This window comes from Streptomyces sp. NPDC045956 (genome assembly GCF_056430705.1).
Genome location: NZ_JBWKKZ010000007.1, coordinates 154,818 through 170,496 on the forward strand (window position 1 = coordinate 154,818; position 15,679 = coordinate 170,496).

The following is a 15,679-nucleotide window of genomic DNA, read 5'->3' on the forward strand; positions in this document are numbered from 1 at the left end:
GAATCGCAGAGAACACAGAGAACAGAGAGAACAGAGAACAGAAACAGAGAACGGAGAACAGGAAAGGCGGGGCTCAGTGGTCGACCGGGCGGACGACGACCGACGTGCCCGTCGGCACCGCCTCGACCCACACCTCGGTGCCCCGCGCCACCGGCTGGGCGCTGCGCGCCGCGCACTTCAGGGGCTGGCCGGCGAGCCGGAGCAGCACCTCGCCGAAGCCCTCCGCCGGAATGGCGGTCACGACCCTTCCGGACGTGCCGATCAGGTCGTCCGTGCGAGGGGTCGCGGCGGTCTGGTCCCGCATCAGCGCGCGGCTGAAGCGGTACGTCAGCCAGCCGGCCCCCGCCCCGGCGACCGCACCGGCCCCGGCGGCGCCCGCCTGGCCGGTCCAGCCGGTGCCGAGGGCGATGGCGCCGGCGAAGCCGGTCATCGCCAGGAACCCGGCGACGACCGGCAGCGACAGCCACCCCTCCAGGACGCCGTCCAGCGCTCCGTCGAACGCGCCTTCCAGCAGTCCGTCGAAGATCAGCGACAGGGCGAGCAGCACGACCCCCGTGATACCCAGCCCGAGAAACCAGGCCATGCGTGCCGTCCCCCTCCCGCCCGTCGCTGAGCTCCGGTGAAACGCATCGTCACACGCGGGCAGCGAACCCGTCATTGCCGTGTTCCGGCAATGTTTACGCGCTTTTTATGCCGGTCTCCGTGCGGCCGGAAGCAGCCCTCCCAGCCCGGGAACCGGACCCCGCACCGGTACCGTCCTCTCTCCAATGGGGACTCGAACGGGGAACGTTCCGCGCCAGGTTCCGCACGGCGGCGGCTACGCGCACATGGTCGTGTGCGGCGACGACGGGCTGGCGCACCGTCTCGCCGCCGAACTGCGCGGCGTCTACCGGGAACAGGTCACACTCGTCGTGCCGCCCTCCGCGCACCGGGCTTCCCAGCCGGTCGTCGGGCGGGCCCGCGCGGCCTCCGTGGCGCTGCTGGGCATGGTCAACGCGGCCGTCAACCGCACGGGCGGCGGCCCCGAACCGGACGACGGCGGACGCCCGGCGGAGCTGGAGGCCGCCGAGCCGACCGAGGAGGTGCTCGCGGAGGCCGGCGTGGAACGGGCCGCCGCACTGGCCCTCGTGTACGACGACGACGAGACCAACATCCGCGCCGCCCTGACCGCCCGCCGACTCAACCCCCGACTGCGTCTGGTCCTGCGCCTGTACAACCGGCGGCTCGGCCGGCACATCGAGGAACTCCTCGACCAGAGCACCGCGCTGGCCCTGGGCGACGCGCGTGACCCGGGGCTGGACGGCGCCGGTACCTCCACGACCGTGCTCTCCGACGCCGACACGGCCGCGCCCGCGCTGGCCGCGACCGCCCTCGTCGGCACCAGCAAGGTGCTGGAGACGGACGGACTGCTGCTGCGCGCGGTGGAACGGCAGCCGCCGCGCCCCGGCGAGGTGGCCGACCCCGGTCTGTGCACGCTCGCGCTGCTCTCCGCGACGAGCAACGACCCGGCCGGTACGGACGGTTCGGAGGGCAGCGACGAGGGGCCGCAGCTGCTGCCCGACGCGGCGGCCGTGGCGGCGGCCACCGGGCGCGGCACGGTCGCCCTGGAGCAGGTGTCGTACTCCGGTCCGCCGCTGCCCGCCGCCCGGGCCGGTGTGCCGCCGTTCGGCGAGCTGTTCTCCCGGCGGCTGCGGTGGTCGCTGGCGGGGCTGGGCGCCTGCGTGGTCGCCCTCGCCGTGGCCCTCATGGTGATCACCGGGGACCATCCGCTGCACGCCACCTACGTGACGCTGCTGGATCTGTTCGCCATCAACGAGCCCGCCCACAACAAGGACTCCGGGCGCCAGGTCCTGCAACTGCTCTCCGGCTTCGTCGGACTGCTCCTGCTGCCCGTGCTGCTGGCGGCCGTCCTGGAGGCGCTCGGCACGTTCCGCAACGCGTCGACGCTGCGCAAGCCGCCGCGCGGGCTCGGCGGGCACGTCGTCCTGCTCGGTCTCGGCAAGATCGGCACCCGCGTGCTGACCCGGCTGCGGGAGATGGACATCCCCGTGGTGTGCGTGGAGGCCGATCCCGAGGCGCGCGGCATGGCGACCGCACGGCGGCTGCGGGTGCCGGTCGTGCTCGGGGACGTCACCCAGGAGGGCGTCCTGGAGGCCGCCAAGATCCACCGGGCGCACTCGCTGCTCGCCCTGACCAGCGTGGACACCACCAACCTGGAGGCGGTGCTGTACGCCCGCTCCGTGCGGTCCGGACTGCGGGTGGTGCTGCGCCTGTACGACGACGACTTCGCGACCGCCGTGTACCGGACCCTGCGCGCCGCGCACCCCGGCGCGCTCACCCGGAGCCGCAGTGTGACGCACCTGTCCGCGCCCGCCTTCGCCGGGGCGATGATGGGCCGCCAGATCCTCGGCGCGATCCCCGTCGAGCGGCGGGTGCTGCTGTTCGCGGCCGTCGAGGTGGCCGGACATCCGGAACTGGAGGGAAAGACCGTCGGCGAGGCCTTCCGGGCGGGGTCGTGGCGGGTGCTCGCGCTGGAGGTCCCCGACGAGGCGCGGGACGCCGATGCCGCCGGCACCGACGCCGAGGGCGTGCGGGAGTCCCGGTTGGTGTGGGAGCTGCCCGACACGTACGTCCTGCGGGGCGAGGACCGGGTGGTGCTGGCGGCCACCCGGCGAGGGCTCGCGGAACTGCTGGGGCGGCGGACGCGACGCCGGAACGGAGCGGACGGGTAGGGGCGCTCACCGCCGCCACCCGCCCGGCTCCGATTTCGGGTACGGGTACGGGTACGCCTACGGAGCCGTCGGCAGGTGCCGTGCCGCGAAGTCCAGTTCCAGCCGGACCTGCTTGATCCGCTCGTCCACCACCAGTGACCCGTGCCCCGCGTCATAGCGGTACACCTCGTGGACGGCGCCCCTAGCCGCCAGGCGGTCGACGTAGTTCTCGACCTGGCGGATCGGGCAGCGCGGGTCGTTGACCCCGGCGGAGATGTAGACCGGGGCCTTGACGTCATCGACGTAGGTCAGCGGGGAGGACGCCTCGAAGCGGTCGGGGACCTCCTCCGGGGTGCCGCCGAGGAGGGTGCGGTCGAGGGCCTTCAGGGCCTCCATCTCGTCGTGGTACGCGGTGACGTAGTCGGCGACCGGGACCGCGGCGATGCCCAGCGTCCACGCCTCGGGCTGGACGCCGATGCCGAGCAGGGTGAGGTATCCGCCCCAGGAGCCGCCGGTGAGGATCAGCCGCTCGGGGTCCGCGAGGCCGGAGGCGACCGCCCAGTCGCGCACCGCCGCGATGTCCTCCAGTTCGATGAGGCCGACCCGGTGCTTGAGCGCGTCGGTCCAGGCGCGGCCGTACCCGGTGGAGCCGCGGTAGTTGACGCGGATCACCGCGTATCCGTGGTCGACCCAGGCCGCGGGCCCGGCGGCGAAGGCGTCGCTGTCGTGCCAGGTCGGGCCGCCGTGGATGTCGAAGACCGTCGGCAGCGGGCCGGTGGTGCCGGCCGGCTTCTGGACCAGGGCGTGGATGCGGCCGCCCGGGCCGTCCACCCACACGTCCTCCACCGGGACCGAGCCCGGCGACTTCATGCCGGGCGGGTCCAGGACGACCCGGCCGGTCGTGGAGCGCACCGCCGACGGTTCGGCGGCCGAGGACCACAGGTACTCCACGCTGCCGTCGGGGCGGGCCGTCGCCCCGGAGACGGTGCCGGCCGGGGTCTCGATCTCCACCAGCTCGCGCGTCGCGAAGTCGTACCGGAACAGCTCGCTGCGGGCCTCGAAGCCGTGCACGATCAGCAGGCCGCCGCCGTCCGGGTACCACTCGGCGCTGACGTCGCCGGGCAGCTCCAGGGCGAGGTCGGTCTGCTCGCCCGTCGCCACGTCCCACACCAGGGGCTCCCAGCGGCCCCGGCGCTGGTGTCCGATGAGCAGGCGGGTGTCGCCGTCGACCGGCGCGAAGCCGAGGACCTCCAGGCCCAGCTCCTCCTCGCCGCCCCGCGTGTCGTCCAGCTCGGCGACCGTGGTGCCGTCGGGGCGCAGGACGCGCAGCGCCGAGTGCATGGCGTCGCCGTGCTCCGTGTGCTCGACGGCGATCAGTGTGCCGTCGTGGGAGAGGTCGCCGACGCCCGCGGACTCGCGGTGCCGGTAGATCTGCGCCGGGGGCCCGCCCGCGTACGCGAGGTGGATCGTCGTACCGTCCTCGTCGGTCGAGCGGCCGATCACCGCCGTGCGCCCGTCCCGGCCGAGGGCCAGGCCCGCCGGGTAGGAGGGGTCGAGGCCGGGCACCGCGAGCTCGTCCTCGCCGCCCGCGAAGGGCTGACGGCGCCAGACGCCGAACTCGTCGCCGTCCTTGTCGTCGAACCACCAGATCCAGTCGCCGTCCGGCGAGAGCACTCCGTCCGTCGTGCCGTTGGGCCGGTCGGTGACCTGGCGCTGCTCACCGGTCACCCGGTCCCAGGCGTACAGCTCGTACGTCCCCGTGGCGTTCGACACGAAGAGGGAGCGGTCCGGTGCGTCCTCGGCCCAGTCGGGCAGCGACACCCGCGGCGCCCGGAACCTCTTCTCCCAGTCGGGCATCTCCTCGCCACGTCGGCCGTCCTGTCCCCACCGCTGGCCCGACGACACGGACCCGTTGCTCTCAGTCATGGCCCCATACTGCCTCCACCCGGGGACAACGCGCAGATCAGATCCCCAGCCTGTGGAAAACTCCGTCCGTCCGAGGCCCCGCCCCCGCTTTTCCACAGCCCCGCGGGCAGGCCGCGAGGCCGCGCCCCGTACCGTGGAGGGCGTGTACCGGTTTCTGCTGACGCCCCGCTGGTGGGGGATCAACGTCTTCGTCGTCCTGGCCATCCCCTTCTGCATCTTCATGGGTTCGTGGCAGCTGGGCCGGTTCGAGGACCGGGTGCAGGACCACGAGACCGTGACCACGCAGCACGAGTCGGCCGACCGGCAGGCGGCCCGCCCGCTCGCGGAGCTGCTGCCCGTGGACAAGTCGACGGTCGGCGAGCAGACCACGGTGACCGGCCGGTACGACGAACAGCTGCTCGTCCCGGAGCGGAAGCTGGACGACCGCGACGGCTACTACGTGCTCACGCTGCTGCGCACCGGCACCGGTGAGGCACTGCCGGTGGTGCGCGGCTGGCTGCCCGGCACCCCCGACCCGGCGAAGGCCCCCGCCCCGCCCACCGGCGAGGTCACCGTCACCGGTGCGCTCCAGGCCGCCGAGTCGCCGGGCAGCAACGGCGTCAGCGGCCGTTCCGGATGGCCCGAGGGACAGACCGGGGCGATCAGCGCGGCCACCCTGCTGAACCTGGTGCCGTACGACGTGTACGACGCGTGGGTCACGCTCAACGAGGGCGACTCGGGGATGCGGGCCGTGCCCGTGAGCGCGCCGCAGAACACGGGCCTGGACCTGAAGGCGTTCCAGAACCTCGGTTACACCGCCGAGTGGTTCGCCTTCGTGGGCTTCGTGATCTTCATGTGGTTCCGGTTGCTGCGCCGCGAGGTCGAGCTGGCCCGGGACGCGGAGCTGGGCCTGGCAGCCCCGGAGGACGACCGGGAACCGCAGCCGACCGGAGTCTGACGCCGGGCGCCGGCGGCCGCCCAGTCGTACGCGGGCGCCGACAGCCGCCCGGGTCGTGCGCCGGGCGCCGGGCGTCCTACGCCGGTCCCGCCAGTACGCCCGTCCAGTACACGGTCCCCGCGCACGCGTCGGACACCGTGGCCGTCGCCGAGCCCTCGCCGCCCTCCGGGGTGTAGGTGACCGCTACGCTCCCGTCGGCCGGGCCTTCCTCGGTGACCAGCTGGGTGGTGGTCCCGGTGTCGCCCTCGCCCGCGGAGGTGCCGCCCGCGGCGGTCGTGTCCTCGCTGGGCGAGGGGGCGGGCGAAGGGCCTCCGGTGCCGCCGCCGGTGGTGTCACCGGGGGCGGGGCAGGTCTCCGAGGGCACCCAGGCGAACTGCACCTCGTAGGCGGAGCCCGGTGCCAGGGCCAGTGAGGCGGCCTCCAGGGACGGGTCGGGCAGTCCGGCCGCGGCGTCCCCGGCCGCGTGCCGTGCGGTGCCGATCCTGGTGGCTTCCGCCGCGCCCTGCGGAGTGGCGACCACGCTGCCGGGACCGACGACGGTGCAGCCGCCCGAGGAGACGTTGGTGACGCGGAAGGAGCCGTAGACCACGCCCGTGGAGTCGGGCGCCGCGCTGCTCGCGACGGCCGGTCCGAGCTGCTGGGCGGTGCATGCGGCGGCCCCGCCCTCGACGGGGGTGCTGGCGGAAGGATCGGCTCCGGGTGCCGAACCCGTCGCCGCGCCGCTCGCCTCGTCCCGGGGCTTCTCCCCCTTGGGGTCGGCCTTGTCCTTGTCCTCGGCCGTGCCCGCGGAGCCGGCGACGCCGCTCTGGCCGCCGGCCGGGTCCTTGCCCTGGGAGGTACCGCCCTGTGCCTGGGAGGCGTGTCCGGCGACGGACGGATCGGCGCCGGGGCCGGTGGTGTTGGAGACGTGCCACAGGGCCGGGATCGCCGTGCCGACGAACAGGACGGCCGCGGCGACGCCGACGACGGCCTGGCGCTTGCGGGCCCGTCGGGCGGGCACCGCGCGGCGCAGGTGCTCCAGGGTTCCGTCGCTCGGCTCCACGTCCTGGACGGCGTGGTGCAGCATCGTGCGCAGGGCCAGCTCGTCGGAGCCGAGCCCTTCGGGCCCTCGGGGGTCGGGGCCCTGGTCGGCGGGGCCGTGGTTCACAGTTCGGTTCCCTGCGTGCGTGTGCTTCGCTTGCTGTTTCCCGTTCAGCCCGGCCGGGCCGCTCGCCCGCACCGGACCTCTCACCGCGGCCGGACGGATCTCCTCGACCGGGCCGCTCTCCTCGACCGGGCCAGTCCTTTCAGCCCGCTCAACCGGCTCGTCCTGCCCAGCCGGCTCTTCCTGCCCAGCCGGTTCATCCCGCTCAACCAGTGCGTCCCGCTCAGCCGGCTCTTCCTGCCCAGCCGGTTCATCCCGCTCAACCAGTTCGTCGTGCCCAGCCGGTTCGTCCCGCTCAACCGGCTCGTCCGGCTCGGCCGACCCGTTCCGCTCGGCGCCCTCCCGGGTGCCGGACTCGTCGGGGGCCCCGGACTCCGGGCCCGCGTCGTGCCGCGGTTCCCTGCCGTCGCTCATACCGGTGCCTCCATGGCCACCCTGAGCGCCGCGATGCCCCGCGAACCGTACGCCTTGACCGAGCCGAGGGATATCCCGAGCGTCTCGGCGACCTGCGCTTCGGTCATGTCGGCGAAGTAGCGCAGGACCAGGACCTCGCGCTGACGGCGCTGGAGCCCTTTCATCGCCTTGATCAGGGAGTCCCGCTCCAGCTGGTCGTAGGCGCCCTCCTCCGCGCTCGCCATGTCCGGCATGGGCTTGGAGAGCAGCTTGAGCCCGAGGATGCGGCGGCGCAGCGCGGAGCGCGAGAGGTTGACGACCGTCTGACGCAGGTACGCCAGGGTCTTCTCCGGGTCGCGGACGCGTTTGCGCGCCGAGTGGACGCGGATGAAGGCCTCCTGGACGACGTCCTCGCAGGAGGCGGTGTCGTCGAGGAGGAGGGCGGCGAGACCGAGCAGCGAGCGGTAGTGCGCCCGGTACGTCTCGGTGAGGTGGTCGACGGTGGTACCCGCCGCCACCACGTCCTCCGCGCCGTCGCGCTGGTTCGATATGCGGGCCGGCCGCGCTGCGGGCATGGGCGCGATCACCGGCATGCCACCGGCCGGACCGGCCCTACGGGGACGGACGGACCGGACGGGCGGCCGCACTGCGGGGCCACGCGTCGCCGCGGGGAAATCGAGAACCTCTGCCACGCCAGTTGGACACGCCCACCCCCGTGAGGGTTGTACGCGCCGGGCGTCACGTTCCCGTGTCTGTCGGACTGCCGCCCGACTGACGGTGCGTCATAGGCACTCATCGTCCCGCTCTTCCCCTATGTCCCATGTGAACGAGCGTCCCCACGCCCGTCCTCGGCGTCCCCACGCCGACTCGCGCGCCTCGGCGCCCTGAATGGGTGACCGCAAAGACGCTCCCCGCCCTCCGCACGGTTGCGGAGGGCGGGGAGGAAATCCTCTGATGCCACGGGTGCCGGGTACAAGTAGTCCGGACCAACTTCCGGATCACATCTCGTTCATGGATCCTACAAAGCAAAACCACAGCGGCCAGGACTTTTCGTCCCGGGGGACGCGGACGGTGCCGGTCAGCCGAACTCGGCCGCCACGACTTCCGCGATCTGCGCGGTGTTCAGCGCGGCTCCCTTGCGCAGGTTGTCCCCGCAGACGAAGAGTTCGAGCGCCGTCGGGTCGTCCAGCGCGCGGCGCACCCGGCCGACCCAGGTCGGGTCGGTGCCGACCACGTCGGCGGGGGTGGGGAACTCGCCCGCGGCCGGGTTGTCGAAGAGGACGACGCCGGGCGCGGTGGCCAGGATCTCCCGCGCCCGGTCCACCGTGACCTCGCCCTCGAAGCGGGCGTGGACGGTCAGGGAGTGCGTGGTGACCACGGGGACGCGGACGCAGGTCACGGCCACCGGCAGGTGCGGCAGCCCGAGGATCTTGCGGGACTCGTCCCGTACCTTCATCTCCTCCGAGGACCAGCCGTCCTCGCGCAGCGATCCGGCCCACGGTACGACGTTCAGCGCGACCGGCTCCGGGAAGGGCCCGGTGTCGTCGCCGACGGCCCGCCGCACGTCGCCCGGGTGGGTGCCCAGCTCGGTGCCGGCGACCAGGGACAGCTGCCGGCGCAGCGTCTCTACGCCGTCCCGTCCCGCCCCGCTCACCGCCTGGTACGACGAGACGACCAGCTCGCGCAGCCCGAACTCGGCGTGCAGCGCGCCCAGCGCCACGATCATGGACAGCGTCGTGCAGTTGGGGTTGGCGACGATCCCGCGGGGCCGCATCCGCACCGCGTGCCGGTTGACCTCGGGCACGACCAACGGCACGTCCGGGTCCATCCGGAAGGCGCCGGAGTTGTCGACCACCACCACGCCCTTGGCGGCGGCGACCGGCGCCCACTGGGCGGAGACCTCGTCGGGCACGTCGAACATGGCGACGTCGACCCCGTCGAAGGCCTCCTCGGTGAGCGCTACGACCTCGACCTCCTCACCGCGCACGGTCAGCTTGCGGCCGGCGGAGCGCGGTGAGGCGATCAGGCGGATGTCGCCCCAGACGTCCGCGTGCTGGGACAGGATCTGGAGCATGACAGCACCGACGGCGCCGGTCGCTCCGACGACGGCCAGGGTGGGCCGCCCGGTGCGCCCGGCGCCTTGGATGTCGGACATCAGCGCCCGGTGCCCCCGTAGACGACGGCCTCGTCGCTGTCGGAGTCGAGCCCGAAGGCGGTGTGCACGGCGCGGACGGCCTCGTTCACGTCGTCCTTGCGGGTGACGACCGAGATGCGGATCTCGGAGGTCGAGATCAGCTCGATGTTCACGCCCGCGTCGGACAGCGCGGTGAAGAAGTCGGCGGTGACGCCGGGGTTGCTCTTCATACCCGCGCCGACCAGGGAGATCTTGCCGATCTGGTCGTCGTAGCGCAGTGAGTCGAAGCCGATGCCGGCCCGGCTCTTCTCCAGGGCGTCGATGGCCTTGCGGCCCTCGCTCTTCGGCAGGGTGAAGGAGATGTCCGTGAGGCCGGTGGAGGCCGCGGACACGTTCTGCACGACCATGTCGATGTTGACCTGGGCGTCGGCGATCGCGCGGAAGATCGCGGCCGCCTCTCCCGGCTTGTCCGGCACACCGACGACCGTGACCTTGGCCTCCGAGGTGTCGTGCGCGACACCGGAGATGAGGGCCTGCTCCACCTGCTTCTCCCCTTGCTGCTGTGACGATCGGACGCGCGGCTCGCTGCTGACCCAGGTGCCCTGGAGTCCGCTGAAGCTGGACCGGACGTGGATCGGGATGTCGTACCGGCGGGCGTACTCCACACAACGGTGGAGCAGGACCTTGGAGCCGGAGGCCGCCAGCTCCAGCATGTCCTCGAAGGAGATCCAGTCGATCTTCTTCGCCTTCTTCACCACGCGCGGGTCGGCGGTGAACACGCCGTCGACGTCGGTGTAGATCTCGCAGACGTCCGCGTCGAGCGCGGCGGCGAGGGCGACGGCCGTGGTGTCGGACCCGCCGCGGCCCAGCGTGGTGATGTCCTTGCTGTCCTGGCTGACGCCCTGGAAGCCGGCCACGATGGCGACGTTGCCCTCGTCCACCGAGGTGCGGATGCGGCCCGGCGTGACGTCGATGATCCGGGCCTTGTTGTGGACCGAGTCGGTGATGACTCCGGCCTGGCTGCCGGTGAACGACTGGGCCTCGTGGCCCAGGTTTTTGATCGCCATGGCCAGCAGCGCCATGGAGATACGCTCCCCGGCGGTCAGCAGCATGTCGAGTTCGCGCCCGGCAGGGATCGGGGATACCTGCTCGGCGAGATCGATCAGCTCGTCCGTCGTGTCGCCCATCGCGGAAACGACGGCGACCACCTGGTTGCCGTTCTTCTTCGCTTCCACGATCCGCTTGGCGACGCGCTTGATGCCCTCGGCATCGGCTACGGAGGAGCCTCCGTACTTCTGCACGACAAGGCCCACGTGCGCTCCTCGCTCAGTCCGTCTCTTGCCGCACGTACGTATATGTACTGCGGTCGGCTCATTTTACCGAGCGTCCGGATTCCACCACTGCGGTATCGCATGATGAGACCCGGGTACTCGCTCAGGCTGGCTCATGCCCAGGTGGGGACGGGTCACTCGGGAAAGTGCGGTGAGTCACACGTTCACAAAGCTCTGTGCGCTGTGTAAAAGCCGAAGGCGGGCGCGGGGCAACCCGCGGGGCGGGTGATGAGTCCGAGGTCCGTGGCGCGCGGTGCGCCACGCCCTGGCAGGGTCGTCGCCCGTCTCACGTACGCCCGTCCGGCTCAGCCCCCCGGTGCCCGTTCCGACCTCGGTCGCAGGCCGCCCGCCGCGCGTACCTCCGCCGCGCGGCGGGGGACGTCCACCCACGTGTACACGGCGTCCGCGTCCGGGGTGGCCAGGAACGTGTCCGGTACGTACCCGGGCTCCACGGCCCCCGCCTCCTCCGCGGCCTCGGCCGCCTCGAACTCGGCGTAGCAGTCCGGGCACATGCCGCCCTTGATCGTCGTCGTCAGCTCGTCCGCGTCGCAGGACATGCAGCAGATCACCGCGCGGGTCACGCGGGCCCGGCGGGGGGCTGCCTTCTGGCGGATCTTCAGCTTCTTGGGGGGCATCCTGTTCTCCAGTCGGTTGCGGGCGAGACCGCCCGGGTTGTTCACGGTCGCGGGGAGGCCCTCGGTCACCGCGCGGGTGATGTCCTGCGGCGTCGCCCCGCGCGTCAGCCACTCCTCCGCCAGCGCGGCGAGGGACCGGCAGTCGGCTTCGGACAGGGACATACGGGGGTCCGCTTCGCGCAGTGCGGCGAGGGCGCGGTACGAGGACCCGCCCTCGGGGGCGGACTCGGGATCGGCATCGGGCTGCGCGTCGGCCTGCGGTTCCGGCAGCGCGGGCTCCTCCGTGCGGGCCAGGCCGGGGCGGTGGTCGGCCGACACGATGCGGCCGTTGCGCTCCCGTGCGAACTCCTCCCACCACGCCTCCGACCTGCGCGTACGCGACCAGTACGTCCGCGTGACCCACCGCATGGTGTGGTCCTCGACCGTGATGTGCTCCCTGATCCAGCGCAGGTGGCCGGCCACGGCGAGGCGGTTGAGGGACGTGCGGATCGCCTGCTGGCCGTAGCGGGGGTGCTGCGCCGCGAGCACCTTGTGGCCCATCGCGTGTCCGTCGTCGAGGTGGTCGACGAAGACGGCGATCTCGGCCTCGCGCGGACTCAGGTGTGCGAATTCCGGGTCGGCGTGCGGGTCCTCGTCACCTGCGGGGCGTTTTCCGTAGCCCGGATTGGCCATCGGGTGGGACGGGGCGGGGAGGGCGGGACTAGTCTTGGCGTAAGCCACGGTCGAAGTCTCGATTCGATTCGTCGGTGAGGCCCCGGAGCTGGTGTTGGAGCACCGCCGGGGCCGACATATGCAGTGGGCACTTGCCGTGAACCTAGAGCGGCTTCACTCAGCGACGCAAGCTGATCACGCAACGTCACTCTTACGAGGTACGGCGGCTCAACTCAGGCTCAGACTTGGTTGGTTGGGTATGTCAACCAGACCAGAAAACCAGGGGAAGAGCTCGAATCCCGAGGCTCAAGCTCCGGGCCGAACTGCGGCGATGAACGCCGACCAGGCCGGGGCGGAGACGTGGAGTTCGGGGCCGGTGGGTGCGGTTTTGGAGTCTCGGATGCGGAGACTGGGGGAGAACGTGACTTCGAGGCAGTTGGCGCCTTCGGGGTCGCTGTAGCTGGACTTGAACCACATCGGCTGGTCAACCATGGTGATCATTAGCCATCCGCTCGATGAAGTGGGCCGACTCACTGGGGCTGAGTGCCTGTGCGCGGATCAGGGTAAGTCGCTCGGTCACACGCCGCACGATGGCCGAGTCGGCCGTCAGATCACTGATGAACACGCACTCGGTGTACGCGAATCGTTCATGGTCACTGGTCTCCAACAGCACCATGGGCCCCATGAGCGCACTCGGGATGGACCGCTCGAAGGGCAGCACCTGCAAGACGATGTTCCGCAGCTCCGAAGCGCTCAGCAGGCGACGGAGCTGTTCGCCGTCCACTAGCGGAGACCGCAGAGCCGCCTCGTAGACGACAAAGGCGAAGGCCACCGGCACCTTGCGGTCGGTGAGCATGGACTGCCGCTCCAGCCTGCCCGCGATCCGGTGCTCCAGCGTCTGCTCGTCCAGGGGCGGCACGTAGCCCTCGATCAGGGCGCGAGCGTAGGTCTCGGTCTGCAACAACCCGGGAATCAAAGCGGCTTCATAGGACCAGTAGCTGATCGCCTCCCGCTCCCGCTCCATGAAGTCCTGTGCCCGCTTGGGGAACTTCTCCCGCTGCAAGTAGTCCTTCGCCGCACTCAGCAACCCCTCCGCACCGCACAGCTCATCGGCGACGTCCAGCACCCGCGACGTCGGCATCCGTACGCCCTGCTCCATGGACTTGATGGTGTCCGGCGAGTAGTTCGCGGCCTCCGCCAACTGCTCCCTGCTCACGTTGGCCTTGGTGCGCCAGCGTTTCATCTGGTTGCCGCCGTAGCGCCAGGCAGCGGGCGGTTGGGACACAGCGCGCACCTCCGACCGATACACCCCGGCGTGTATCACCCCAGTCGCTACCGAGCGTAGGCCCGGTGCCGCCAGCGTGTGACCATGACAGAGACAATTCACCGCCCCTCCTGGGTCCCGGCGGCCGGACACCGACTGCACCTCGTGGGCGTCCACTTCGACGCCGTACGGATCGACGGCATCCGGGGCGAGCTGGTCGCCGACTGGCTCGGCGAGGCGACGGACGACGACGCCGGGCCCATCGTGTGCGAAGGGAGCGGTGGGCGGTGGGTGTACTTCCTGCTCGCGCCCGGAGCGGTCGCGGCGTACGACTGGCCGCTCGGCGTGCAGCGGCACAGCGGCGGGACCCGGACCGTCACCTACGTCGGCATCCCGGCGCTGGAGGGCAACACCTGGCCGCTGCGCTGGTACAGCGTGCCGACGGCGACCGCACCGTATGTGTGCGCGGCGAAACTGCGGGCGGCGCTGGCGTCCGGCACCGCATGATCGACGTATGACGAGACCCGTGCAGAAGCCGCCTGCGCCGCGTTCCGACGAGCTGCCACGGGCGGCGCGGGACGGGGACGTGGAGGCGGTGGTCCGGCTGCTGGACGCCGGTGTCCCCGCGGACGCCCTCGACGGTGACGCGCGGTCCGCCCTGGACCTGGCGGCCCAGGAGAACCACGCCGACGTCGTACGGGTACTGCTCGCGGCCGGTGCCGACACGGCGGCGCACGCCGGGCCGTACCACGACCTCACGCCGCTGACCTGCGCGGCGATGTTCGGGAGCACGGACGTCGTCGCGGCGCTGCTGGACGCCGGGGTGACCATGGGAGCGCAGGACAGGATTCCGTACACACCGCTCGTCGTCGCGGCGAGCGGCAACCACGTCGGGACCGTCGCCCTGCTGCTGGACCGCGGGGCGGACCCCGAGGACCGGGCCATGAAGAACCGCACGGCCCTCGAATGGGCCGTCTGTCTCGGCCACGTCGAGTCGGTGCTGCTGCTGCTCGACCGGGGCGCATCGGCCACGGATACGGCCCTGCGCTGCGCGGAGCGCCACGCGCGGCGGGGCGAGGAGGAGCGGGGCCGCTACGGACGGACGGCCGAGGCCCTGCGCGCGGCGCTCGGAGGCGATGCCGCATGAGCACCTGCCGGAATGCTGCCGCGGCCCCTCCACCTCAGAAGCGTGAGCACTCCACCCCCCACTGTCCTTACAGCGCTCATCCGAGCACCCAAGTGACACCAGGCGTCCATCTGCTCACGCTTTTCAGCGGGAAGCGGCCCGCGTCACGTCACCGGCCGCAGGCCCAGCGGCCCGGCGATCTCCTCCACCATGACCCGGCCGGCCTCCCGCTCCAGGGCGTCGTCGCCGAGGTCCTGGTCGGTGTCGAGGCCGTCCAGTTCCTCCAGGGGCTGGTTCAGCCGCACGTGGGCCACCACGGACTGGAGTGCCCGCAGGGTCGCGGAGGCCGTCGAGCCCCAGTTGGAGAAGTAGGAGAACTGCCACCACCACAGGGCCTCGACGGTGCGGCCCGCCTTGTAGTGGGCCATGCCGTGGCGGAGGTCGGTGATGACGTCGGTGAGGTCGTCGGAGATACGGGCCGGGACAGGGGCCTTGCGCGGCTCGTAGGGGTCGAAGACCTCGGAGTAGACGTCGATCGGTTCGAGGAGGCGGGCGAGGTTCTCGCGGAGGTCGTCCACGTCCAGCTCCGGACCCGGATCGGGCTCGTAGCGCTCGTCGGGGACGATGTCCTCGTGGGCGCCGAGACGGCCTCCGGCCAGCATCAGCTGGGAGACCTCCAGAAGGAGGAAGGGGACCGCCGAGTCCGGCTCGTCGCCCTTGGCGACCTCGGTGACGGCGACCAGGAAACTCTCGATCTGGTCGGCGATCTGGACGGCGAAGTCGTCGGGGTTCTGGTTCGTCGCGTGCAGCGTGGCGTCAGACATCTAGGAGTCGTCTCCCCTCGAAGGCGCGGCCGAGGGTCACCTCGTCCGCGTATTCCAGGTCGCCGCCCACCGGGAGGCCGCTGGCCAGGCGGGTGACCTTGAGGCCCATGGGCTTGATCATGCGGGCGAGGTACGTGGCCGTGGCCTCGCCCTCCAGGTTCGGGTCCGTGGCCAGGATCAGTTCCGTGACGGTGCCGTCCGCGAGGCGGGCCAGCAGTTCACGGATGCGGAGGTCGTCGGGGCCGACTCCGTCGATCGGGCTGATCGCGCCGCCGAGCACGTGGTAGCGGCCGCGGAACTCGCGGGTGCGCTCGATGGCGACGACGTCCTTCGGCTCCTCCACCACGCAGATGACGGACGGGTCGCGACGCGGGTCGCGGCAGATGTTGCACTGCTCCTCCTGCGCGACGTTCCCGCAGGTGGCGCAGAAGCGGACCTTGGCCTTCACTTCCATGAGGGCCTGGGCGAGCCGCCGTACGTCGGTCGGTTCCGCCTGGAGGATGTGGAAGGCGATCCGCTGCGCGCTCTTGGGACCGACGCCGGGCAGCCGCCCCAGTTCGTCGATGAGGTCCTGGACCACGCCTTCGTACAACGGACTGCCGT

General features: G+C 71.8%; 15 protein-coding genes. 4 read left to right on the forward strand and 11 right to left on the reverse strand.

The genetic code is table 11. The annotated features are described in order from the left end of the window. Nucleotides 1-73: 73 nt before the first annotated feature. Complete coding sequence (locus AC07FV_RS19900; protein ID WP_479088720.1) at nt 74-583, reverse strand: hypothetical protein; 510 nt, start codon at nt 581-583, stop codon at nt 74-76. Between the two features lie 244 nt (nt 584-827). On the opposite strand from AC07FV_RS19900, the gene AC07FV_RS19905 reads away from it, so the two are divergent. Beyond that, nucleotides 828-2,732: an NAD-binding protein gene (locus tag AC07FV_RS19905; RefSeq protein WP_479088941.1), complete on the forward strand. Its 1,905-nt coding sequence runs from the start codon at nt 828-830 to the stop codon at nt 2,730-2,732. A 57-nt stretch (nt 2,733-2,789) separates the two neighbouring features. Here the strand turns inward: AC07FV_RS19905 and AC07FV_RS19910 are convergent, their stop codons facing one another. Beyond that, on the reverse strand, nt 2,790-4,637 hold the full coding sequence (locus tag AC07FV_RS19910; protein WP_479088721.1) for a S9 family peptidase: 1,848 nt from the start codon (nt 4,635-4,637) through the stop codon (nt 2,790-2,792). A 142-nt stretch (nt 4,638-4,779) separates the two neighbouring features. Between AC07FV_RS19910 and AC07FV_RS19915 the strand changes: the two genes are divergently transcribed. Then, nucleotides 4,780-5,574, forward strand: coding sequence for an SURF1 family protein (locus tag AC07FV_RS19915; protein WP_479088722.1), 795 nt, complete (start codon nt 4,780-4,782; stop codon nt 5,572-5,574). A 76-nt stretch (nt 5,575-5,650) separates the two neighbouring features. On the opposite strand, the gene AC07FV_RS19920 is transcribed toward AC07FV_RS19915, so the two are convergent. From AC07FV_RS19920 to AC07FV_RS19950, 7 genes are all read right to left on the reverse strand, one after another. Then, complete coding sequence (locus AC07FV_RS19920) at nt 5,651-6,721, reverse strand: hypothetical protein (protein WP_479088723.1); 1,071 nt, start codon at nt 6,719-6,721, stop codon at nt 5,651-5,653. Between the two features lie 407 nt (nt 6,722-7,128). After that, the gene (locus AC07FV_RS19925; RefSeq protein WP_053142636.1) at nt 7,129-7,704 is read right to left on the reverse strand and encodes a SigE family RNA polymerase sigma factor; all 576 of its coding nucleotides are present in this window, start codon (nt 7,702-7,704) and stop codon (nt 7,129-7,131) included. A 485-nt stretch (nt 7,705-8,189) separates the two neighbouring features. Next, nucleotides 8,190-9,266, reverse strand: a complete 1,077-nt coding sequence (locus tag AC07FV_RS19930) for an aspartate-semialdehyde dehydrogenase (RefSeq protein ID WP_479088724.1) — start codon at nt 9,264-9,266, stop codon at nt 8,190-8,192. Next, entirely contained in the window at nt 9,266-10,558 is a 1,293-nt protein-coding gene (locus AC07FV_RS19935) for an aspartate kinase (RefSeq protein ID WP_383647053.1), read from the reverse strand. Before AC07FV_RS19935 ends, AC07FV_RS19930 begins: the two co-directional genes overlap by 1 nt. Before the next feature lie 323 nt (nt 10,559-10,881). Beyond that, the gene (locus AC07FV_RS19940; RefSeq protein WP_479088725.1) at nt 10,882-11,931 is read right to left on the reverse strand and encodes a hypothetical protein; all 1,050 of its coding nucleotides are present in this window, start codon (nt 11,929-11,931) and stop codon (nt 10,882-10,884) included. Between the two features lie 237 nt (nt 11,932-12,168). Continuing rightward, entirely contained in the window at nt 12,169-12,363 is a 195-nt protein-coding gene (locus AC07FV_RS19945; protein WP_383647058.1) for a DUF397 domain-containing protein, read from the reverse strand. After that, nucleotides 12,347-13,105: a helix-turn-helix domain-containing protein gene (locus AC07FV_RS19950; protein WP_479088942.1), complete on the reverse strand. Its 759-nt coding sequence runs from the start codon at nt 13,103-13,105 to the stop codon at nt 12,347-12,349. The genes AC07FV_RS19945 and AC07FV_RS19950 overlap by 17 nt, the downstream gene beginning before the upstream one ends. A 126-nt stretch (nt 13,106-13,231) precedes the next feature. Between AC07FV_RS19950 and AC07FV_RS19955 the strand changes: the two genes are divergently transcribed. Together AC07FV_RS19955 and AC07FV_RS19960 are read left to right on the forward strand one after the other, a co-directional pair. Next, nucleotides 13,232-13,633 carry a hypothetical protein gene (locus AC07FV_RS19955; protein WP_479088726.1) on the forward strand — a complete coding sequence of 134 codons (402 nt, stop codon included), beginning with the start codon at nt 13,232-13,234 and terminating at the stop codon, nt 13,631-13,633. 7 nt (nt 13,634-13,640) lie between these two features. Further along, nucleotides 13,641-14,273 carry an ankyrin repeat domain-containing protein gene (locus tag AC07FV_RS19960; RefSeq protein WP_479088727.1) on the forward strand — a complete coding sequence of 211 codons (633 nt, stop codon included), beginning with the start codon at nt 13,641-13,643 and terminating at the stop codon, nt 14,271-14,273. A gap of 143 nt (nt 14,274-14,416) precedes the next feature. On the opposite strand, the gene AC07FV_RS19965 is transcribed toward AC07FV_RS19960, so the two are convergent. Together AC07FV_RS19965 and recR are read right to left on the reverse strand one after the other, a co-directional pair. Further along, nucleotides 14,417-15,076 (reverse strand): DUF5063 domain-containing protein, encoded by a 660-nt coding sequence (locus AC07FV_RS19965; RefSeq protein ID WP_383647065.1) that lies wholly within the window; start codon nt 15,074-15,076, stop codon nt 14,417-14,419. After that, on the reverse strand, nt 15,069-15,668 hold the full coding sequence (gene recR, locus AC07FV_RS19970; RefSeq protein WP_087808111.1) for a recombination mediator RecR: 600 nt from the start codon (nt 15,666-15,668) through the stop codon (nt 15,069-15,071). The genes AC07FV_RS19965 and recR overlap by 8 nt, the downstream gene beginning before the upstream one ends. Nucleotides 15,669-15,679 lie beyond the last annotated feature (11 nt).